This is a genomic window from Streptomyces gilvus (genome assembly GCF_022513565.1).
Classification (GTDB): domain Bacteria; phylum Actinomycetota; class Actinomycetes; order Streptomycetales; family Streptomycetaceae; genus Streptomyces; species Streptomyces gilvus.
This window is the reverse complement of record NZ_JAKWBE010000043.1, coordinates 1-21,165: the sequence shown is the minus strand read 5'-3', so window position 1 is coordinate 21,165 and position 21,165 is coordinate 1. Positions and strand designations below refer to the sequence as shown.

General features: G+C 70.7%; 21 protein-coding genes, 3 tRNA genes and 1 pseudogene. 19 read left to right on the top strand and 6 right to left on the bottom strand.

Annotation, left to right across the window (positions count from 1 at the left end; translation table 11 throughout):
* Positions 1 to 35: 35 nt before the first annotated feature.
* The 4 genes from MKW14_RS37985 to MKW14_RS37970 all read right to left on the bottom strand — a co-directional run bounded on the left by MKW14_RS37985 (position 36) and on the right by MKW14_RS37970 (position 5,704).
* Positions 36 to 1,967 (bottom strand): ABC transporter ATP-binding protein, encoded by a 1,932-nt coding sequence (locus MKW14_RS37985; RefSeq protein WP_240870927.1) that lies wholly within the window; start codon positions 1,965 to 1,967, stop codon positions 36 to 38.
* Positions 1,967 to 3,700 (bottom strand): ABC transporter ATP-binding protein, encoded by a 1,734-nt coding sequence (locus MKW14_RS37980; protein ID WP_240870925.1) that lies wholly within the window; start codon positions 3,698 to 3,700, stop codon positions 1,967 to 1,969. Before MKW14_RS37980 ends, MKW14_RS37985 begins: the two co-directional genes overlap by 1 nt.
* 183 nt (positions 3,701 to 3,883) lie before the next feature.
* Positions 3,884 to 5,326 (bottom strand): FGGY family carbohydrate kinase, encoded by a 1,443-nt coding sequence (locus MKW14_RS37975; protein WP_240870924.1) that lies wholly within the window; start codon positions 5,324 to 5,326, stop codon positions 3,884 to 3,886.
* A 72-nt stretch (positions 5,327 to 5,398) separates the two neighbouring features.
* Positions 5,399 to 5,704, bottom strand: coding sequence for a YtxH domain-containing protein (locus MKW14_RS37970; RefSeq protein ID WP_240870922.1), 306 nt, complete (start codon positions 5,702 to 5,704; stop codon positions 5,399 to 5,401).
* 142 nt (positions 5,705 to 5,846) lie between these two features.
* Here MKW14_RS37970 and MKW14_RS37965 point away from each other — a divergent pair.
* The 19 genes and pseudogenes from MKW14_RS37965 (at position 5,847) to MKW14_RS37875 (ending at position 19,824) form a co-directional block, all read left to right on the top strand.
* Positions 5,847 to 5,919, top strand: a tRNA-Asn gene (locus MKW14_RS37965).
* Positions 5,920 to 5,924: 5 nt separating this feature from the next.
* Positions 5,925 to 5,997, top strand: a tRNA-Asn gene (locus MKW14_RS37960).
* Between the two features lie 179 nt (positions 5,998 to 6,176).
* Positions 6,177 to 6,250: transfer RNA gene (locus MKW14_RS37955), tRNA-Ile, on the top strand.
* Between the two features lie 536 nt (positions 6,251 to 6,786).
* Entirely contained in the window at positions 6,787 to 7,221 is a 435-nt protein-coding gene (locus tag MKW14_RS37950) for a hypothetical protein (RefSeq protein WP_240870920.1), read from the top strand.
* A 37-nt stretch (positions 7,222 to 7,258) separates the two neighbouring features.
* The gene (locus tag MKW14_RS37945; protein WP_240870917.1) at positions 7,259 to 7,999 is read left to right on the top strand and encodes a YcnI family copper-binding membrane protein; all 741 of its coding nucleotides are present in this window, start codon (positions 7,259 to 7,261) and stop codon (positions 7,997 to 7,999) included.
* A 175-nt stretch (positions 8,000 to 8,174) separates the two neighbouring features.
* Positions 8,175 to 8,414, top strand: coding sequence for a hypothetical protein (locus tag MKW14_RS37940; RefSeq protein ID WP_240870915.1), 240 nt, complete (start codon positions 8,175 to 8,177; stop codon positions 8,412 to 8,414).
* Positions 8,414 to 10,651 (top strand): heavy metal translocating P-type ATPase, encoded by a 2,238-nt coding sequence (locus MKW14_RS37935; protein WP_240870914.1) that lies wholly within the window; start codon positions 8,414 to 8,416, stop codon positions 10,649 to 10,651. The genes MKW14_RS37940 and MKW14_RS37935 overlap by 1 nt, the downstream gene beginning before the upstream one ends.
* Positions 10,648 to 11,169: a copper chaperone PCu(A)C gene (locus MKW14_RS37930; protein WP_240870913.1), complete on the top strand. Its 522-nt coding sequence runs from the start codon at positions 10,648 to 10,650 to the stop codon at positions 11,167 to 11,169. Before MKW14_RS37935 ends, MKW14_RS37930 begins: the two co-directional genes overlap by 4 nt.
* A 91-nt stretch (positions 11,170 to 11,260) precedes the next feature.
* Positions 11,261 to 12,247: a hypothetical protein gene (locus tag MKW14_RS37925; RefSeq protein WP_240870910.1), complete on the top strand. Its 987-nt coding sequence runs from the start codon at positions 11,261 to 11,263 to the stop codon at positions 12,245 to 12,247.
* Positions 12,248 to 12,359: 112 nt separating this feature from the next.
* Positions 12,360 to 13,031: a hypothetical protein gene (locus MKW14_RS37920; RefSeq protein ID WP_240870909.1), complete on the top strand. Its 672-nt coding sequence runs from the start codon at positions 12,360 to 12,362 to the stop codon at positions 13,029 to 13,031.
* Positions 13,032 to 13,197: 166 nt separating this feature from the next.
* Positions 13,198 to 13,860 carry a sigma-70 family RNA polymerase sigma factor gene (locus MKW14_RS37915; RefSeq protein WP_240870906.1) on the top strand — a complete coding sequence of 221 codons (663 nt, stop codon included), beginning with the start codon at positions 13,198 to 13,200 and terminating at the stop codon, positions 13,858 to 13,860.
* 224 nt (positions 13,861 to 14,084) lie between these two features.
* Positions 14,085 to 14,234, top strand: coding sequence for a hypothetical protein (locus MKW14_RS37910; protein WP_240870904.1), 150 nt, complete (start codon positions 14,085 to 14,087; stop codon positions 14,232 to 14,234).
* Positions 14,235 to 14,255: 21 nt separating this feature from the next.
* Positions 14,256 to 14,435 (top strand): annotated as a pseudogene (locus tag MKW14_RS41135) (DJ-1/PfpI family protein); the annotation flags it as partial.
* 5 nt (positions 14,436 to 14,440) lie between these two features.
* The gene (locus MKW14_RS37900) at positions 14,441 to 15,190 is read left to right on the top strand and encodes an ABC transporter ATP-binding protein (protein WP_374116657.1); all 750 of its coding nucleotides are present in this window, start codon (positions 14,441 to 14,443) and stop codon (positions 15,188 to 15,190) included.
* Between the two features lie 55 nt (positions 15,191 to 15,245).
* Positions 15,246 to 16,061: a hypothetical protein gene (locus tag MKW14_RS37895; RefSeq protein ID WP_240870902.1), complete on the top strand. Its 816-nt coding sequence runs from the start codon at positions 15,246 to 15,248 to the stop codon at positions 16,059 to 16,061.
* A gap of 153 nt (positions 16,062 to 16,214) precedes the next feature.
* Positions 16,215 to 16,868, top strand: coding sequence for a superoxide dismutase family protein (locus tag MKW14_RS37890; protein ID WP_240870899.1), 654 nt, complete (start codon positions 16,215 to 16,217; stop codon positions 16,866 to 16,868).
* Complete coding sequence (locus MKW14_RS37885; protein ID WP_240870897.1) at positions 16,847 to 17,434, top strand: copper resistance CopC family protein; 588 nt, start codon at positions 16,847 to 16,849, stop codon at positions 17,432 to 17,434. Before MKW14_RS37890 ends, MKW14_RS37885 begins: the two co-directional genes overlap by 22 nt.
* A gap of 524 nt (positions 17,435 to 17,958) precedes the next feature.
* A complete protein-coding gene (locus MKW14_RS37880; protein WP_240870894.1) occupies positions 17,959 to 19,410 on the top strand; it encodes a PepSY-associated TM helix domain-containing protein in 1,452 nt (483 codons plus the stop codon).
* Between the two features lie 198 nt (positions 19,411 to 19,608).
* On the top strand, positions 19,609 to 19,824 hold the full coding sequence (locus tag MKW14_RS37875; RefSeq protein WP_240870891.1) for a heavy-metal-associated domain-containing protein: 216 nt from the start codon (positions 19,609 to 19,611) through the stop codon (positions 19,822 to 19,824).
* A gap of 69 nt (positions 19,825 to 19,893) precedes the next feature.
* Here MKW14_RS37875 and MKW14_RS37870 read toward each other — a convergent pair whose 3' ends face one another.
* Positions 19,894 to 20,094, bottom strand: a complete 201-nt coding sequence (locus MKW14_RS37870; RefSeq protein WP_240870889.1) for a hypothetical protein — start codon at positions 20,092 to 20,094, stop codon at positions 19,894 to 19,896.
* 338 nt (positions 20,095 to 20,432) lie between these two features.
* The gene (locus tag MKW14_RS37865; RefSeq protein WP_308314678.1) at positions 20,433 to 21,065 is read right to left on the bottom strand and encodes a DUF5134 domain-containing protein; all 633 of its coding nucleotides are present in this window, start codon (positions 21,063 to 21,065) and stop codon (positions 20,433 to 20,435) included.
* Positions 21,066 to 21,165 lie beyond the last annotated feature (100 nt).

Sequence of the window (21,165 nt, the reverse complement as noted above, 5' to 3'; positions counted from 1 at the left end):
AGGGGCCACTCACCGAGATGAGTGGCCCCCACCCGCTAGTCCACCTCCGCGACCGCCTGCGCGAACTGGGCCTTGTACAGGCGGGCGTACGCCCCGTCCGCCGCCAACAGGTCCGCGTGCGCGCCCTGTTCCACGATCGAGCCGTTCTCCATGACCAGGATCGTGTCCGCGTCCCGGATGGTCGACAGGCGGTGGGCGATCACGAAGGACGTGCGGCCGTGGGCGAGTTTGGCCATCGCCTTCTGGATCAGCACCTCGGTACGGGTGTCGACCGAGGACGTCGCCTCGTCGAGGACCAGGATCGTCGGGTCGGACAGGAACGCCCGCGCGATGGTGATGAGCTGCTTCTCACCGGCGCTCACGCCCGTGCCCTCGTCGTCGATCACGGTGTCGTACCCGTCGGGCAGCGTCCGCACGAACCGGTCCGCGTGGGCCGCCCGCGCCGCCTCCTCGATCTCGCCGCGGGTGACCTCGCGCGAGGCGCCGTACGCGATGTTCTCCGCGATCGTGCCGCCGAACAGCCAGGTGTCCTGCAGCACCATGCCGATCTGGGCGCGCAGTTCGTCCCGGGACATGGTGGCGATGTCGACGCCGTCGAGGGTGATGCGCCCGCCGGAGACGTCGTAGAACCGCATGAGCAGGTTGACCAGGGTCGTCTTGCCGGCGCCGGTCGGGCCGACGATCGCGACCGTGTGCCCGGGCTCCACCGTGAGGGAGAGGTCCTCGATGAGCGGCTTCTCCGGGTCGTAGCGGAACGACACGTGCTCCAGCGCCACCTGTCCGCGCAACTCCTCGGGCAGCGCGCCCGGCATCGGGTCCGCCTCCTGCTCCTCCGCGTCCAGGAGTTCGAAGATCCGCTCGGCCGAGGCCACGCCGGACTGCACCAGGTTCGCCATCGAGGCGACCTGGGTCAGCGGCATCGAGAACTGCCGCGAGTACTGGATGAAGGCCTGCACGTCACCGATGGACAGCGCGCCCGAGGCGACCCGCAGACCGCCCACGACCGCCACCAGCACGTAGTTGAGGTTGGAGACGAACATCATCAGCGGCTGCATGATCCCGCTGTTGAACTGCGCCTTGAACCCCGCCTCGTACAGCGCGTCGTTCTGCTCGGCGAACTGCTGCGCCGACTCCTCCTGCCGCCCGAACACCTTCACCAGGGTGTGCCCGGTGTACATCTCCTCGATGTGGGCGTTGAGCTTGCCGGTGGTGCGCCACTGCTGCACGAAGTGCGGCTGCGACCGCTTGCCGATCCGGGTGGCCACCACGAACGACAGCGGCACGGTCACCAGCGCGACCAGCGCCAGCAGCCAGGACACCCAGAACATCACCGCGAGCACACCGATGATGGTCAGCAGCGAGTTGATCAGCTGGCCCATCGACTGCTGCAGGGTCTGCCCGATGTTGTCGATGTCGTTGGTGGCGCGGGAGAGCACCTCACCGCGCTGCCGCTTGTCGAAGTACGACAGCGGCAGCCGTGACAGCTTCGCCTGCACGTCCTCGCGCAGCCGGAACATCGTGCGGTTGACGGACCGGTTCACCAGCCGGGTGGCGAACGCCATCAGCAGACCGGCGACCAGGAACGTGCACAGCGCCAGCAGCAGGACCCGGCCCACCGCGTCGAAGTCGATGCCCTTGCCCGGGGTGAAGTCGGTGCTGCGGAGCATGTCGGCGATCTGCCCCTGGCCCCGCTCCCGCATCGAGGCGAGGACCTGGTCCTTGGTCGCCCCGGCCGGCATCTGCCGACCGATGATCCCCGAGAAGACCAGGTCGGTGGCCCGGCCGAGGATCTTCGGGCCGATCACGTTCAGGCCCACGCTCACGACCACGCACAGCAACAGGGCGTAGATGGTGAGGCGTTCCGGCTTGAACTGGGCGATCAGGCGCCTGCCCGACACCTTGAAGTCCATCGAACGGCTGTCGGGGCCGCCGCCCTGGCCCATCATCCGCGCCATCGGCCCGGCCATCAGGCAGCCTCCGCTTCCGTCAGCTGGGAGAGCACGATCTCCCGGTAGGTCTCGTTGTCGGCCATCAGCTCGTGATGGCGGCCGGTGCCGACGACCCGTCCCTCGTCGAGGACGACGATCCGGTCGGCGTCCCGGATGGTCGCCACCCGCTGGGCGACGATCACCACGGTCGCCTCGGCGGTCTCCCGGGCGAGCGCCGCACGGAGCGCCGCGTCGGTGGCGTAGTCGAGGGCGGAGAAGGAGTCGTCGAAGAGGTAGATCTCCGGCCGCTGGACGAGCGTGCGCGCGATGGCGAGCCGCTGGCGCTGACCACCGGAGACATTGGTGCCGCCCTGCGCGATCGGCGCGTTGAGCCCGCCCTCGAGCTTGCTGACGAACTCCTTGGCCTGCGCCACCTCCAGCGCGTGCCACAGCTCCTCGTCCGTGGCGTCCGGATTGCCGTACCGCAGGTTGGTCGCCACCGTCCCCGCGAACAGGTAGGGCTTCTGTGGGACCAGGCCGACCGTTTTCGCCAGCAGCTTCGGGTCGAGGGTGGAGACCTCCGTGCCGTCGACCAGGACCTCGCCGTCGGTCGCGTCGAACAGCCGGGGGACCAGGCCGAGCAGCGTCGACTTGCCGCTGCCGGTCGAGCCGATGACGGCGGTCACCTCACCGGGCCGGGCGACCAGGTCGATCGACTTCAGCACGGGCTCCTCGGCACCCGGATAGCGGAAGCCCGCGCCCCGGATCTCCAGATGCCCGTGCCGGCGCAGCTCGACGACCGGCGCGCTCGGCGGCACGACGCTGGAGTCGGTGTCCAGCACCTCCTCGATGCGCTCGGCGCAGACCTCCGCGCGCGGCACCATCATGAACATGAAGGTGGCCATCATCACGGACATCACGATCTGCATCAGATAGGCGAGGAAGGCGGTCAGGTCACCGATCTGCATCCCGCCGTCGGCGATGCGGTGCGCGCCGAACCACACGACCGCGATCGACGACAGGTTCACGGTCGTCATGACCACCGGGAACATCAGCGCGAGCAGGTTGCCCGTCTTCAGCTGCATCTCGGTGAGGTCGGTGTTCGCCTTCCGGAACCGGCCCTTCTCGTACTCGTCCCGCACGAAGGCCCTGATCACCCGGTTGCCGGTGATCTGCTCGCGCAGCACCCGGTTGACGGTGTCCAGACGGACCTGCATGGACCGGAACAGCGGGCGCAGCCGCCGTACGATCAACGTCACGCAGATGCCCAGCGTCGGCACCACGGCGACCAGCACCCCCGACAGCGGCACGTCCAGGCCGAGTGCCAGCACGATGCCGCCCACACACATGATGGGCGCCGACACCATCAGGGTGAACGTCATCAGGGCCAGCATCTGGACCTGCTGCACGTCATTGGTCGTACGGGTGATCAGCGAGGGGGCGCCGAAGTGGCCGACCTCACGCGCCGAGAAGGACTGCACCCGGTCGAACACGGCGGCCCGTACGTCCCGGCCGAGCGCGGACGCGGTCCGGGCGCCGTAGTACACGGCCCCGATGTTGCACACGACCTGCGCCAGCGAGATGCCGATCATCAGGGCACCGAAGGAGAGGATGTAGCCGGTGTCGCCCTTGACGACGCCGTTGTCGATGATGTGGGCGTTCAGCGTGGGCAGGTAGAGGGTGGCGCAGGTCTGCAGGAACTGCAGCAGCACCAGCACACTGATGGGTTTCTTGTACGGCCTCAGATAGGTCCGCAGTAGTCGTATGAGCACGCTACGTCTCTCGGAGTCGGCGATGGGGCGGGTTCGTTGCCCGTGGCCCCTATCGTCGGACACTCCACCCGTGTTACCTCAACCGATTAAGCCGACAGCAGTGCCTTTCGCCGTCCTACGGGCGGAACGCGCCGGGGTCTGCCGGGGGCCTACGGGCGGAACGCGCCGGGATCTGCCGGGGTCCTACGGGCGAAAGGCGCCCGGATGGGTCTGCTCCCGCACCGACACGTACTGCTGCCGCACCGCCTGCCCCACCGCCAGCTCCTCACCGGGCTCCAGCACCTGCGCCGCCGCGCCCTGCCAGGCCGGCGGAGTGCGCGGATCCAGCGTCCCCTGCGAGGCGCCGAGCGCCCACGCGGCCTGCCTGGCGGCCCCGATCGCCGCGTAGTCGGCGGGCTGCGGTACGACGACCTGCGCGCCGAACAGCGCCGGCGCCGCCGCCTGCACGGCCGTCAGCTCGGCGGCCGCCCCCAGCAGGAAGATCCGCCGCACCTCCACGCCCCGCCCGCGCAGCACGTCCAGCGCGTCCGCGAGCCCGCACAGCATGCCCTCGAACGCGGCCCGCGCCAGATGCTCGGCCTTCATCGACTCCCGCCGCAGCCCCGACAGGGTCCCCGCGGTGTGCGGCAGGTTCGGCGTCCGCTCACCTTCCAGATAGGGCAGGAGTACGAGGCCGTGGGCGCCCGGCGTCGACTTCATCGCCAGGTCGGACAGGCTCTCCAGATCCGGCAGCCCGAGCAGCTCGGCGGTCCCGCGCAGGGTCCGCACGGCGTTCAGGGTGGTGACGACGGGCAGGTGCATGCCGGTCGCGTCGGCGAGGGCGGTGATCATCCCGGTGCCGTCGACCAGGGCCTCGGGGTGGACGGCCATGACGGACCCGGACGCCCCGAGCGAGACGACGGCGTCGCCGAGCCCGATGCCGAGCCCGAAGGCGGCGGCCATGGTCTCGCCGGTGCCGGCGGAGATCAGCAGCCCCTCGGGGGTCGTACCGGCCGCCTCGGCCGGGCCGATCACATCGGGCAGTATGGCCTGGTGACCGAGCGCCAGCTCGACGAGGTCGGTGCGGTAACTGCCGGTGGCCGCCGACCAGTACCCGGTCCCGGAGGCGCCGCCCCGGTCCGTGGTTCTCCTCACGGGCCGCCCCAGCAACTGCCAGACCAGCCAGTCGTGGGCCTGCATGAGGATCGCGGTGCGCAGGGCGGCGTCGGGTTCGTTCTTGGCGAGCCAGCGCAGCTTGGTCACGGGCTGCGCCGCCTGCGGCACGCACCCCACGGCCTGTGCCCACGCCTCCCGCCCGCCGAGCGCGTCGATGAGATCGGCCGCCGCGACCTGCGTGCGCTTGTCGCCGCCGACCATCGCCGGGCGCACGGTGCCGCCCTGCGCGTCCAGCGGGATCACGGCGTTCTGCTGCGCGGACACGCCGATGGCCTGCACGCCCTCCAGCAGACCTCCGCCGGCCGCCTCGCCGAGGGACAGCAGCCAGGCCTGCGGATCGACGTCCGCGGGGCGGTCGCCGTCCACCGGATGCGGGGCGTACCCCTGCCTGAGCACGGCGCCCGTGTCCGTGTCGCAGACGACGATGCGAGTGAAATCGGGCGAACTGTCCAGCCCGGCGACTATCCCCATGGCGGAAATTCTATGGGCCGTCCGCCATGGGGGTGTGTGCCGCGGGGCTGTGTGCCACCGGCTGCCGCGTACCTATGTATTGCTGGTACCCCAGTCGTCCTGGCCCGTCCCGTTGGTGGTGCGGTCCTTCAAGGACCGCACCCGCCCGGCCACCGACTCCGGCACCCGGTCGACGACCTTGTCGCTGACCGTGTGGTACGCCTTGCCGGCGAACTGGCGGCCCTGCTGGGCCGCCGTCTCGGCGGTGTTGCGGACGGCCGGGTTCTGGGCGACCTGGCGTGCGGACTTCTTCAGCTGCTCGTAGCGTTCGCGCCCTGCGCGTGTGCCGAGCACGTAACCCAGAGCCAGGCCGACGACGAACGTGAGCTTGTAGCGCATGGAGGCCACCCTTCCCTCGTGTGGTCGGCGCCGGGGGAACCGATTGGCGGAGCACCCCCCTGCTTGCGCTAATGTATGTGTCGCAGCGAGCGCCCGCCCCCTGGCGAATACCCAGGTAGGTACGTTCGATGCAACGAGGCATTCCTCCGTAGCTCAATTGGCAGAGCAGCCGGCTGTTAACCGGCAGGTTACTGGTTCGAGTCCAGTCGGGGGAGCTCGGTCCTCCGTAGCTCAATTGGCAGAGCAGCCGGCTGTTAACCGGCAGGTTACTGGTTCGAGTCCAGTCGGGGGAGCATGCTGAACGAGGGCCCCCGAAGGGGTCCTTTTTCATGTCCTCACCCCTGTCTCGGGAACCGCGCAGGTCACGGCGGAGTCCTCAAGGGCAGGCGAAGTCGCCCCTGCGAAGCAGGAGATCGTATGAGCGGCTATGCTGCGGCAGACGGCGCGTACACATGTACGCGACACGCCGTACGGGGCGGTAGCTCAGCCGGTTAGAGCAGCGGACTCATAATCCGTCGGCCGTGGGTTCGAGTCCCACCCGCCCCACCTGTGCAGGGCTGTGACCTGCGGAAACGTTCATTTTGGGCTGTCGGAACGTCAACTTCGCCTGAACGGACTGAATCCGCTGCTCGTGAGTTTGGGGCCGGATCGGTTTGCGTCTGCTCATGCTCCCCTGACCTGGGCAAATGCGGGTAGGAGCGTAGCCGGCGAGACCTGTTCTGCTGGGCGGCGCAGCGGTGGTGCCGTGAATTGTGGCCATCCTGAGGCCGCTGGTAACGAGAACAGGGCTGTCGATCTGGCTGTGCTCCAGCCATGGCATGCAGGTCGACGTGTTTGATGTCGCGGTCGTCTGGGCTCGCGACACGCGAGGAAAGCAGGGCGGAGCGGCTCCGGGGAAAGATTTGGAAGCGACCGGTGCGCGCCCTCCGGGGCGTAGGTCTGCTGCCGCAGTCGCGCAGGGGGCGAAACTGTCCGTAGTGGAAACGGCCCGGAGGTACACCAAGACCTGTTCGCCGGCCGTGCACCGAAAACAGGAACCGACGGCTTCAGTAAGGGGCAGGTCGCGTGGCAGGAGGCTGGCGGTGGACGTGCTCCGGGAGCGGTCGCTGGTCGGTATCGGCGCCGTGACGCTCGCCGCCCAGGGCGGACTGCATTTTGTCTTCCATGCCGTCCAGCCGCACCACGCCGGGATGGTCACGCACCGCATGCGGATGACCACCGACGCCCACGCCCGCTCACATGCGCTGACACCGCACGCCACCGCCGCCCACGTCGGGGCGGCGCTCGTGCTGACCTGGTGGCTGCGGAGGGGCGAGGCCGCGGTGTGGTCGCTGCTGCGGTGGGCGATCGAGTTCGTGCCGGGGCTCGCCGCTTGGTGGCGGACCGCCGGAGGGGTGCCGGACACGCGGCGGCCGGGGCTGCGGGCTTTCGCGGGGTCCCGGTCGATGAAGGGTGTGCGGCTGCGGTACGCCGTGCACCGGCGGGGGCCGCCGCCGGGGATGTCGTACGCCATCTGACCGCGACATTCCTTCCAGTACGGAGATTCACCCACCCATGTCCAGAGCACGTATCGCCCTGCGCCGCGTCGGCACCGTGACCGCCCTGACCGCCGCCGGCCTCCTCGCCGCGGCCGGTATCGCCTCCGCGCACGTCACCGTCCACCCCGAGAGCTACGCCAAGGGCGCCACCGACGGTGTCCTGACCTTCCGGGTCCCCAACGAGGAGGACAACGCCGGCACCACCAAGGTGCAGGTCTTCCTTCCCACCGACCACCCCGTACTCGGCGTCCTCGTCTCCCCGCAGGACGGCTGGACCGCGAAGGTCACGAACACCAAGCTGAAGACGCCGGTGAAGACCGACGACGGCACCATCACCGACGCCGTCTCCGAGATCACCTGGACCGGAGGCAAGATCGACCCCGGTCACTACGAGGACTTCAACGTCGCCTTCGGTCAACTGCCCGAGGACGCCGACCAGCTGACGTTCAAGACCCTCCAGACGTACTCCGACGGCAAGACCGTCCGCTGGATCGAGGAGGCGTCCGGCGGCGAGGAGCCGGAGAACCCGGCGCCGGTCCTCAAGCTGACCGCCAAGGGAACGGACGAGGGCGCCAGCAGCACGACCCCGTTGCCGACAAGTTCGAAGACCTCAACCAGCACCAAGTCGACAGCATCGAGCAGTGACTCGACCGCGCGCGGGCTCGGTGTCGCCGGGCTGATCGTGGGCGTTCTGGGGCTGGCCGCGGCGGTGTTCGCCGTCCTGCGCAGCCGCGCCACCGGACCCCGCGCCAAATAGGGCACGCATCGATGGCCCTGTCGACGGTGATTGCGTCGGCAGGGCTGGTGCGTTGAGCCTCGCGTGACGGGGGCCACAACGGTGATGTGGAACTCGACCACCGGTCGGCCCGACTCCTGAAGCGGTACGGCTCGATCCGACCGAGTTCGTACGACGTGATCTGGAGACACGGTTGATGGACGAGTCCCGGCAATCCCCCGCCGACCCGGGTGCGGTGCTGCGAAGGTTCGCGCCTGCGCCCGCGCTCTGCGGGTTTCTTCTGCTGCTGGCGCTGATGTTCACGGCGTCGTACGCCGTCGGGTCCGCCGCCGGTCCGGTGGCGCCCGGCATGCACGGCACCCGGACGGGCAGCATCGGCGGCGGCACCGACATGGGCGACATGGACATGGGCGGGTCGCACGGGGGAGGCCGCTGATGGCCGCGGCCGTGACCGCCCTGGTGACCACCGACCTGACGGTCGACGGAATGACTTGCGCAGCCTGTGTGAGGCGGGTCGAGAAGAAGCTCGGCAAGCTGGACGGTGTCACGGCGACGGTCAATCTCGCCACCGGGCGGGCCCGCGTGAGCCATCCGGCGGGGATCAGCCCACAGGAACTCGTCGAGACCGTGGAGAAGGCCGGCTATACGGCCGCCCTGCCCGAGCCGCCCAAGAAGCGGGAGCGTGAGGGCGAAGACGAGGTGGAAGGCGGTCGGCAGGAACGCGACCGGCTGCTGATCACCGCCTTGCTCGCGCTGCCGGTGCTCGTGCTGTCGATGGTGCCCGCCCTGCAGTTCCGCAACTGGCAGTGGCTGTGCTTCGTGCTAGCCGCGCCGGTCGCCGTGTGGGGTGCTTGGCCCTTCCATGTGCGGGCGGTACGGGGGTTGCGGCACTCGGCGGCCACCATGGACACCCTGGTGTCCCTCGGCGTGGTCGCTTCCTTCTGCTGGTCGACGTACGCGCTGTTCCTCGGTGGCGCGGGTGATCCCGGCATGCGGATGCCGTTCAGTCTGGTGCCCTCCGCCTCCGACGGTGTCGCGCACATCTATCTCGAAGCTGCCGTGGGTGTACCGCTGTTCGTGCTGGCCGGCCGGTTCCTGGAGGCGCGGGCCCGGCGCGGGACGGGGGCGGCGCTGCGGTCGCTGGCCCAACTCGCCGCCAAGGAAGTCGCGGTACGGGAGGGCGGCTCCGAAAGGCTCATCGCCGTCGAGGACTTGGGTGTCGGGCAGGTCTTCGTCGTACGCCCGGGGGAGCGGGTCGCCACCGACGGGCAGGTGACGGAGGGGAGTTCGGCGATCGACCTGTCCCTCGTCACCGGCGAGAGCGAGCCCGTCGAGGTCGGGCCCGGCTCGGCCGTGGTCGGCGGGGCCGTCAACGCCGGCGGGCTACTGCTGGTGCGGGCCACCGCGGTCGGCGCCGACACCCAGCTCGCCCGGATCACCCGGCTGGTGACCGAGGCGCAGGCGGGCAAGGCGCGGGCGCAGCGGCTGGCCGACACGGTGGCCGGGGTCTTCGTGCCGGTCGTGCTGGCGCTGGCCGTCACGGCGCTGGGGTTCTGGCTCGGCGCGGGGGCTGATCCGCAGGCGGCGATCACGGCGTGCGTGGCCGTGCTCGTCGTGGCCTGCCCGTGCGCCCTCGGGCTGGCGACGCCGACCGCGCTGATGGCGGCGACCGGGCGCGGCGCCCAACTGGGCGTCCTCGTCACCGGCCCGCAGGCTCTGGAGGGGCTTCAGCATCTCGACGCCGTGGTGCTGGACAAGACCGGCACGCTCACGTCCGGACACATGAGCGTCGCCCGCGTCACCGCCGTACCGGACGGGCTCGGTCGGGAGAACGTCCTGCGGCTGGCGGGGACCGTGGAGCAGGGCTCGGAACATCCGCTGGGACGGGCCATCGCCGCGTACGCCCGGCGGGAGCTGGATCAGCCGCTTCCCGAGGTAGAAGAGTTCAGCGCGCTGCCAGGGCGGGGCGTGCGCGGCCGGGTCGAGGGGCATCTTGTCGAAGTCCTCGCTCCGGAAGACGAGTTGCCCCCTGGACTGTCGGTGGCGGAGGCCGGGGCGCACACGCCGGTGCTGGTGTACGTGGACGGTGTCGCGGAGGCCCGCATCGAGGTCGGGGACGTCGTACGGCCGGGCAGCTACCGCGCCGTCGAGTGGCTGCGGCGACTCGGCGTACGGCCGATACTCGCCACCGGCGACGGGGAGGCGCCCGCGCAGGCCGTCGCGAAGGCATTGGGCATCGCCGAGGTGCACGCCCGCTGCACTCCCGAGGGCAAGGCCGGCCTTGTACGAGATCTCCAGGCGGAGGGATACCGGGTCGCGGTCATCGGCGACGGCGTGAACGACGCCGCGGCGCTGGCCGGCGCCGACCTCGGGATCGCGATGGGTACCGGAACGGACGTGGCCATCGGCGCCGCCGACGTCACCCTCGTACGCGGAGACATCGAGGCGCTGGCGGACGCCGTCCGGCTTGCCCGGAGCACGCTGGTCACGATCCGCGCCAACCTCGTGTGGGCCTTCGGCTACAACGTCGTCACCGTGCCGCTCGCCATGGTCGGCCTGCTGAATCCGATGGTCGCCGCGGCGGCCATGTCGGCCAGCTCGGTGCTGGTGGTCTGCAACAGCCTGCGGCTGCGCGCCTGGCAGCCCTCGCCCACCCGGAGGCGTACCCGATGAACGGACAGAACCCCTGGCGGCCCACCCGCCGACGGCTGACCGACAGCCTGCTCGCCGCGATCGCGCCCGTCGCCGCGTTCAGCCTCGCCCTCGGGGGCCTGACGACCTGGGTGACGGCCGGGAAGGCGGGCAGCCCGGCGAGGATCGCCGTATCGAACGGGCGGGTCTTCCTGCCGTACGGGGACAGCACGGAGACCGCGGCGTTCTTCGACGTGATGAATCTGGGTGGGGCGGACGACCGGCTGGTCGGCGTGACCACACCTGCGGCCCGGGGAGAGGCGGAACTGACCCGTCATCGCATGACCGGGAGCGCGGCCGCCTCCCGGGAGAGCGTGGCCTCGGTCGCCGTCCGGGCGGGCGGTGAACTGTCCATGTCGCCGCAGGGTCTGGACGTGACCCTGCAGCCCAAGGCGGGGTGGCGGGCCGGCGACCTCGTGTCCTTCACCCTGCATTTCGAACACCAGTCGCCGATCAGGACCCTCGCGGTGGTGATCCGCCCGAGCGGCCGCGCCTCCTGATCACCGGGGCCGCAAAAAACGCACAAAAGTGAATATCCGGCGCTTCTCGCTCGTATACATGGGCGGGACCAGCGAGCGGAGGTGCCGGCTCATGACCGTCGACGAGCGGCAGATCCAGGATTTCTCCCTGCGGCATATGGGCGGCACGCCAGGGGTGACACGGCGCGGAGTGGAGATCGCGCTGGGTGTGCTGTGGCTGGTGGACGGGGCGCTGCAGTTCCAGCCGTCCATGTTCACCCGGGGCTTCTTCGTGGACACGCTGGGCATGGCGAACATGGGCCTGCCCGGGCCCGTGGCGACGGTGGAGTACGACCTGACGAGCATGCTCGCCGCCCACCCCGCCCTGTGGAACGCGCTGTTCGCCTCGCTCCAGGTCGCGCTCGGCGTGGGCCTGCTGTGGCGGCGCACCGCCCGCCCGGCCCTGGCCTTCTCGGTCCTGTGGGCGCTGGGGGTCTGGATCATCGGCGAAGGTTTCGGCGGTCTGTTCATGAGCGGCACCGACCTGCTGACCGGCGCCCCGGGCGCGGCCCTGCTCTACGCGCTGGTCGCCCTGGCGCTGTGGCCGCGCCCCGGACGTGCCGGGCCGGCCATCGCGGATCGAGGGCTCCTGGGCGGGGCGGTGGCCCGCTGGGCGTGGCTGGTGGTGTGGGTCGGCACGGCGGCCCTGGAGCTGGAACCCGCCGCCCATGTGCCGGCCGCCCAGCTGTCCAACACCGGAGAGGACGAGCCGGCCGTGGTCGCCGCCATCAACCACGCGGCGGGCGGGCTGGCCAGCGGATGGGAGGCGGTGTTCGTCGTCGTCCTCGGGCTGCTCGCGATCGCCGTCGGCGTGGGGGTCCTGACCCCTCGCACGCGGTGCCTGGCCCTGTCGGCGGGCATCGCCCTGACGGTCGCAACCGGCCTTCTGGGCCAGGATCTAGGCGGACTCCTGACCGGCCACGCCACCGACCCGGGCACCGGCCCTCCACTGGTGCTGTTCGCCCTGACGCTGTGGCCGCACGCGACCCGCCCCATGGAGCACTCTCCGACTCCCGCACATGCCCCCGGCCAAGGAAACGTCGGGCCGAAGTCCCGTTGACTTCCCGCCCATTTGCGTGGTCTGGATCACACGCTGTGGATTGAGTGGGGGTAGCTGTGGATATCCGTACCCCCACCTGACGAGCGACGCCCGGATGCGAGGATGAGGCGCCATGACAGCAGGGTGGTGTTCTCGCACGGTAAGGGCCGCGGTGTTCGCGGCCGTCTGTGTGCTGCTCGCCGCCCTGGGCCACATCCTGATGTCCGGCACCGACGTGCCCGCCTGGGCGCTGGCAGCCGGGGTGGTTGCGACCGGTGCCGTGGGCTGGTCTCTGGCGGGCCGGGAACGTGGGCTGCCGTTGATCGTGGCGGTCGTGGTCGCCACCCAGACGGCGCTACATGAGGCGTTCTCGCTCGCCCAGTCGATGACTGAGGCGTCCGGGTCCTCGGGATCCATGGACATGAGCAACATGGGCCCAATGCACATGGGCCCGATGCACATGGAGCCGATGCATACGGGCTCCATGGACATGACCCACATGGATCACATGGGGCATGCGGCGGCCGGTACTTCGCCTACGGCGGGAATGCTCGGCGCCCACCTGCTGGCCGCGCTGCTGTGCGGGCTGTGGCTGGCGTACGGCGAGAAGGCCGCTTTCCGCATCCTGCGCGCCGTCGCCGGACGGCTGGCCGCACCACTGAGGCTGCTGCTCACTCTGCCGGACACCCCGGAGCGCCCCCGCCCGCACCTGCGGCGCCGCCGCTCGGACCGGGCGCCGCGTCTCCTCCTGCTCGTCCACACGATCATCTCTCGGGGTCCGCCCGCGGGAACGGCTGTCGCCTGACGACAGCTGGATCCCGAGGCTGCCCGTGCGCACCTCGGAACACGGCCGTACGACCGCACCGGCGCCGTAGCGCCACTGTGCCGTAGGCCGTCTCCCCACTCACCGGAACCGCCCGCGTGCCCTTGCGTGCGTCGGTGCGGATCACGGATCCCGAGAAGGACACCGGGTGATTACATCTGCCTTGCCCACCCCGCGCACCCAAAGCGGTAAAGGTGACGAAACGGCAGCCCTCGACGAGTCGATCACAGCCTGCGCACTCGCCGCCGGAAGTGGCGACGCCAACGCGGTCGAGCGGTTCGTGCGCGCCCTGCAGCGGGACGTCCAGCGTTACGTCGCCCATCTGTGCGCCGACCCACAGGCCGCGGAAGACCTCGCCCAGGACACGTTCCTGCGCGCCCTCGGCAGCCTGCACCGCTTCGAGGGCCGCTCGTCGGCGCGCACCTGGCTGCTGTCCATCGCCCGTCGGGCCGTCATCGACAGCTACCGGTACGCCGCCGCCAGGCCCCGCCTGTCCGACGTACCGGACTGGCAGTTGGCCATCGAGCTGTCCCAGCCGTGCGACCTGCCCGGCTTCGACGACGGCATCGCCCTGCTGGACCTCCTGGCGGCGCTCCCCGAGGAGCGCCGGGAAGCGTTCATCCTCACGCAGATGGTCGGTCTGCCGTACGCGGAGGCAGCCGAGGTCAGCGACTGCCCGATCGGCACGGTCCGCTCCCGCGTGGCCCGCGCCCGGGCGAGCCTGATGGACCTGCTGGAGGACGGGGGCACCTCCCACGCCCTTGAGGCAGTGGGGGAGGAGGGACCCGCCCGAGCGATGGCGGCGGTCTGAGCCCGGTTGGTGCGGGGGTTGTCGGGGCGGTCGGCCCCGGCACCCCCACTTCGCCCTGGTGCGTGGGTCGTATTCATGACGGCGGATCAGTAGGGGCGGGACGGGAACTGCGCGAGCGGCGTGTCCGACTCCTAGGTCGAGCCAGCCCAGGGAGACGGGCCGCTGGAGCGCAGATCCCGCTCCGGGGTGTCCGTGGACGCTTCACCAGCCAAGGAGACAAGCCGATGCCCCTACGTGTTCAGGTCATCGTGTACGACGGGGTGGAGGAGCAGGACGCCATCGGACCGCGTGACGTCTTCGGGCACGCTGTACAGGCGGGCGGGGACGTGGAGACGACGCTGGTACGGCCCTCGGCTCCCGGCGAGGTGACCTGATTCTTCGGCACCAGGATCACCGTGCCGGCCGCGTGGGAGCCCACTGAAACCGATCTTCTGGTCGTGCCGGGCGGCGGCGACCGGCTGATCCACGATCAGGATGTCCTGCGGGACCTGGTACGGGCACAGGAGGCGGGAGTCGCCGTCGCCGGTGTCTGCACAGGGGTGATGGTGCTGTCCGCGGCAGGCCTGACCAAGGGCCGCCCGTGCACGACCCACCACCTGGCCAAGGACGAACTCGCGGCCCAGGGCGGCAAGGTGATCTGCTGCGTACGGTCTACCGCTCGCTCCGCCCGGTGGACGGAGCGGTCAGGGTGGGCGAGGACGTATGGCGGCTGTCCGCGCGCGCCGCCGCCCGCCGTACGGCCGCCGTCCTCCAGGACGCCGGCGGCAACACCACCGGCCTGACCGTCACCGAGATCGTCGCCCTCGGCCGCGCCCCCCACCACGGTCTCCTCGGCCGCGACGGAACCGAGGACCACAGGGCCGTGTCGGACGCCATCGACCGCTGCGGCGTACGCCCCTTCGCGGACCGCGACTACGCCTCCCTCTCCGGCGGCGAACGCCAACACGTCCTGCTCGCACGGGCGTTGGCCCAGGACCCGCAGCTCCTCGTGCTGGACGAACTCACCAACCACCTCGACATCCGCGCCCGGTTCGAGCTCCTGGACCTCGTCCGGGCCACCGGCGTCACCACCCTCGCCGTGCTCCACGACCTCGACCTCGCCGCCCGCCTCTGCGACCACCTGGTCGTCCTGCAGGAGGGAGTTGTCGCGGCGGCGGGCCCGGTCCTGGAGGTCCTCACCCCGGCCCTTCTCGCCGACGTCTTCGGCGTATGCGCGAGCACCGAACGTCACGTAGACGGCGTCATCCGGATCACGTACGCGGCCCGGCCTCTCGCGGGCGGCGGGAGCCCCCAGGGCGCCCAAGCCAGCCCTGCCAGAGCCGCTGAATGAAAGAGCACTCCCGTCCGTAAGAGGCAATGAGCCCATCGGTACGAGGAGTTGACTTGTGTCCCGGAGATGGCGCGGCATCACGCGCCCGGCGACCCGCGTGACGTCGGCCGGAGAACGCGCCGGCAGCCCACGCGCGCTGTCGGCGGTCGTCTTCGCGGCCGTCTGCGTGGTGACGAGCGCACTGGGACATGCCCTGATGTCCGGTGACCTGCTGCCCTGGTGGGCGCTGGGCGCGGCGTTCGCGGGGACGGTCTCGGCCGGCTGGTGGCTCACCGGCCGGGAACGCGGTCCCGGCACCGTGGTCGGGTTCACGACCGTCGCGCAGGGACTGCTGCACCGGCTGTTCGACCTGGCACACCAGATGACCCACGGGCCGACGAGTGTGGCGGAGGCCGGATCCGCGTCCGGCATGGACCACGCGATGATGTTCTCCCACTCGGGAATGGCCATGCACATGGACCATTCGGGGGCCGGCATGACCATGGCACCGAGCGGAACGGCAGGCACCTCCGCCGGCATGCCGATGTTCCTCGCCGCGGCCCATCAGGGCCCCGCCGCGATGTTCCTGGCACACCTTCTCGCCGCCGTCGTGTGCGGGGTGTGGCTGTGGCGCGGCGAGACGGCGATGTACCGGCTGGGCCGGGCCCTCGCCGTCGTACTCCTCGCGCCGCTGAAGCGCGTCCGCCGACTGCTCGCGCGACCCGTGCTCGATCGCCGGACTCTCGCGGGCCGACCGGCTCCGGACGCCGCCCCGGCCTCGCCGACAGGCTTCGCCGTGCTCAGGCACGCCGTCGTCCGCAGAGGACCGCCAAGGGTCCCCTCGGCAGTCCAACGCGCGTCCTTCGGCCCACTGTTCGCCACGCACTCCTGAATCACCCCGGTCCGCCGGGGTCGACAGGACGGGTCCACGTGCGCCGCTGCCGCGCGCTCCTGTGTCCCCGTGTTCCTGTCCATCTCGGCCCGGCACGCGTCCTCCGCCCGCGCGGGTGGCGGCGCATGCTTCCCCGTACCGATCGGGAGTCCCATGCACCACGTCACGTCCGCCCACCCGTCCCCGACCGACTGTCCCTCCGCGCCCCAACTCGGCCGCCGAACCAGTCGGTTGGTCCTCGGCACTCTCCTCGCCACGACCCTGACGGCCCTGCTCACCGGCTGCGGTGGAGACTCGGTCGACCACGCATCCACCCACGGCGGAGCCTCCGCATCGTCCTCCGCCCACGACATGCAGGGCATGTCCGACAAGGCGATGGGCGACCCCTCGGCCACCCCCGCCTACGAGTTGACCGGAGCGAAGGTGGTGAAGGGCGCCTTCAAGATGCTCGACACCCGCCCGCCGGGCATGAACGACGTCAAGGGCACGGCCTGGCTGGCCCAGGGCGCCAAGGGCACCACCGTCACGGTTTCCCTGACCGGACTCAAGGCGGGGCACGTCTACATGGCCCATCTGCACGCCCAGCACTGCTCGGACGACAACGGCGGGAGTCACTTCCAGTTCGACAAGGGCGGCCCGACCATGCCCCCGAACGAGATCCATCTGATGTTCACCGCCGACAAATCCGGCATGGGCCTGACCACGGTGACCAACGCGCGCAAGACCGGCACGGACGCGGTCGCGATCGTCGTCCATCCCAACGAGGCACAGGACAACCGAATCGCATGCGCCGACTTCGACTTCTGACGGCGCCGGCCGGACTCGCCGCGTGCGCAGGTGCGTTGCTGCTCCTCGGCAGCGCACCCGCACAGGCCCACACCGCGCTCAAGAACGCCGCCCCGGCCCCCGGAGCCACGGTCGGCGCGGGGACCGAGGCGGTCAGGCTGACGTTTGACAACCTGACCTCCGGCATCGCGCCGGAGATCAGGATGGTCGGGCCGGACGGCAAGGAGATCCCGGTCGGACGGCCCGTCGTCACCGACGCCAACACCGCCTGTGCCGCCGTGTCCCCGCTGCCCAAGGGCGTCATCACCCTCACCTACTCGATCACCGCGGGAGACGGGGACGCCCAGACCAACGCCTACCAGTTCGAGGCCGCCGAGGGCACCAAGCCCGCCGGCACGCCTGCGGCCTGCGCGGACCTGAGCCTGCCCGCCCCGCAGACGGGAGGCTCGGACACCGTCGCGGGCATGAGTCGTACCACTGCGACTGCCGCTGTCGCGGGGGCGTTCGCCGTGGTGGCGGGCGGTGGGTTACTCGCCGTCCGCACACTGCGACGCCGTAGAACCCTGGAAGGGGGCGCCGGCGACTGACCTGGCGTCCAGACTCCCGTACTCCGGGCGGGAGTCCGGGCTCCGGTGATGGATTCTTTGAGCCTGCCGGCCGCCGCCCGCACCGGGCGGGGCATGGCGACGTGGCGGTCGGCAGGCACAGACCGGGCCACGCTCGGGAAGGCGAATTCCATCGTGGCCCGGGTGCCGTCATCGTGGCACGACGCCACCGGGTACGGGAGCACCGACGAGGAACCGTCCCACGTGAGGATTGTCCTCATGGCGCCGGCGAACCGAAGCGGTCCCTACGACGACTACGTGCAAATGCCCAGCGCCGTCGTCCGGCCCGATTCCGTCCCGTAGGCCCGTCCGAACCGCCCCGCCTGTCAACAGCGGCGAATTCGAGTGATTCCCCAGGAACTCGCAGGACCTTCCATCCGACTAGTTCAGGACAGCGGCTGAATTCGGGCCGCTGGAGCGGTGTCGCGGCGATCAGGCGGCCGGCGCCGAGCGTCCCGCACGAATACCGGTGTCCCGCGCACCGTCGACCCCAGCACGAGGTGAAGATGACGACCGTCGACTCCGAAGAACCCCCTCTGTCCGAACAAGCCGGTGCGGGCGCCGAGGCCACGGCCACCGCAACGGCCGCGCAACCGACGGCGCCCGCGCCCGCCCGGAAGCCGGAAGGGCTCGGCACCCTGCTGGCACGACTGCACTTCTACGCCGGGATCCTGGTGGCGCCGTTCCTGCTCGTCGCGGCCGTAACCGGGCTGCTCTACACCTTCACGCCGCAACTGGACTCGCTCGTCTACGGCAAGGAACTCCACGTCTCCCAAACGGATGGCACCACCGTGCCCCTGTCCGAGCAGGTCGCCGCCGCCCGCGCGGCGCACCCGAACGGCACGCTCACCGCCGTACGCCCGGGAAGCGGCGATGACACCACGCAGGTCGACTTCGCCCTGCCCGAACTCGGCGAGAAGAGCCACACCGTCTACGTAGACCCGTACACGGGCAAGACCAAGGGACAGCTGACCACCTGGTACGCCGAGACCCCGCTCACCACGTGGCTGGACGCGCTGCACCGCAACCTGCACCTGGGGACCGTCGGCCGCTACTACTCGGAGACCGCGGCCAGTTGGCTGTGGGTGCTCGTCCTCGGTGGACTTGTTCTGTGGTGGCGCCGCCGGCACGGCCGGCGGACCGCGCGCCGCCTGCTGCTGCCGGACCGGGCCGCGAAGAAGGGCGTCCGGCGCACCCGCAGCTGGCACGCCGCCACCGGAGTCTGGCTCTCCATCGGCCTGTTGGGCCTGTCAGCCACCGGCCTGACCTGGTCGCGCTACGCCGGCGCCAACTTCACCGAGGCAGTCGACGCGCTGCACGCTCACACGCCCTCGGTGGCCACATCCCTGACGACAGGCACGGCAAGTTCCGGCGCCAAGAAGAGCGTCGACCCGGCCGCGATAGACGGCGTCCTGAAGGCGGCCCGGGCCGACGGCGTGGACGGCCCGGTGTCGATCGCCGTGCCCGCGGACGGCAGCACCGCATGGACGGTGACGCAGACCCGCAACCTCTGGCCGGTCGGACGCGACAGCGTCGCCGTCGACCCGACCACCGACCGCGTGACCGACCGGATCGCCTTCGCCGACTGGCCGGTGATGGCCAAACTCACCCGCTGGGGCATCAACGCCCACATGGGCACGCTTTTCGGTCTCGCCAACCAGATCCTGCTGGCCGTGCTCGCCATCGGTCTGATCTGCGTGATCGTGTGGGGCTACCGCATGTGGTGGCAGCGCCGTCCCACCCGGGACGACCGCCGTGCCGGCCTCGGCGCCCCGCCCGCCCGCGGCGCCTGGCGCGGTCTGCCGTCCTGGGCTGTCGCTGTCGGTATTGTCGCGGTCGCCGTGGTCGGCTGGGTCATTCCCTTGTTCGGCATACCGCTGGCCGCGTTCCTCGCCGTCGACCTGGCCGTGGGAGCGGTCCGGAATCGCCGTACGGCTGGATCCGCCACCGCGCGCTGACCGCGCCAAGGGCCGGGGCGCGAACGAGCGTGCCCCGGCCCCGCGCGTAATGCTCCGGAAGAGTGAACCGCACCACAGCCGGGAACTCGCCGAGCAGGCGCCCCGACTCAGTAGTGGACGGCACCGGGTGAACGCGTGAACCGGTGCATTCGTATCAAGAGGTGTACGAACGCCTAACCAGCACCCAGGAGTTGGGCCATGGCACAGAAGCAGTACCTCGTCACCGGAATGAGCTGTGAGCACTGCGCTGCGAGCATCACCGACGAGGTCTCCCAGGTCCCCGGCGTCACCGACGTGAACGTCGACGTCACGGCGGGATCGGTCTCCGTCGGCGGTACGGAGCTGGACGACGCGCGACTGCGGGCGGCGATCGTGGAGGCGGGGTACGAGGTCACCGAAACGATCGCAGCCTGACGGACACGTTCCCCGCCACGGACGCGAGCCCGTACCCGTTCTCGGCGGCCGGGCGCCATGGCCTGTACGTCAGTACGCGTCCGGGCGTCCAGGACCGGAAACGGTACGGCGCCCGCGCGGGCCCGACACGACCCGGTTCACCGTCATGTGCAGCCCACCGGTCATCACCAGCCCCGCGGCGGCACCGACCGCGGCCCCGATCACACCCCCGACGAAAGAGCCGAGCCAGGCGTAGCCCGCGATCAGTACGACCGTGGTCAGCACGGGCAACAGACCCTGCTCAGGCGTTGACCCACCGCCGTCCACCCGCGCGGACGGATGACGGGCCGCTCCCAGGGCCACGTCCCGTCCGTGACGCTCACCTGCCTGCCGAGTGCTTCGGCCACGGAACCTCACCCCTGCTTCCCCCGCCGCTGTCCCGCTCACCGCGTCCGGCCATGGACGGCCCGACCGTTACCTGCCCAAGCCGGCCCCCGAAAAACAGCGAACCGACAGGCCTCTACGGCACTTTGCCGACGGGCCCCGGCCGAGAGGTGACCTCGGTCTGGCGCACCCCGGGCGAACTGGGGCACCGCGCGCAGGGACGTGTCTCCTGGAGGCCGACGACGTCACGCCAACAGAGCGAACATGACCGCCATCCCGAGCGCCATAGCCGCATGACAGCCGGGGCCCAGAGCCCCGTCGCGTCCCGCCTCGGGCGAGCAGTCGTCCCCCGGACGCCGACCTTCCTCCTCGTGCCTGCCCCGGGCCCGGTCCAGCGCACGGGTCAGCCAGGACAGCCCGAGACCGCCCAGGACGACCGCGAGAAGCACCGCCGTCGCCACGGGCCCCGTCCCGGCCAGAGTCATGGAGGCGAGACCCGAGCCACCCGACATGTCCATCCCGGCCATGTCGTGCGCCCCGCCCGAAGTGGCGCCGCCGGACATCCTCCCGGAGGAGTCCATCGCCCACACCATCCAAGCCATGGCGCCCATCATCACGACGTGTGGCAGGACGGCGACCACCGACCGCCCCCGCGATCCGCCCAGCGATCGGAACGGAGCGGCGGCGACGAACCAAAGCGCGCCCACGCAGAACAGCACGACCTGAGGAACGACCGGCAGATCCATTCCTTGAGGCCAGGCCATCGCGATCATCAGCACCCCCATGGCCGCGTGCAGCGCGTGATCCACCCGCTCCGCGATGCCCGTCCCGGGCGAAACCGTCCGCCACACCCCGTACACGACCGGCACGGCGAACATAAGACTTAGCACCCAACGCAGCCCGCTCGCGGCAATCAACCGACCACCCCAACTCCAGGACGCCGCGCGGCGCCGACGAACAGATCCAGGGCCGGCCCAC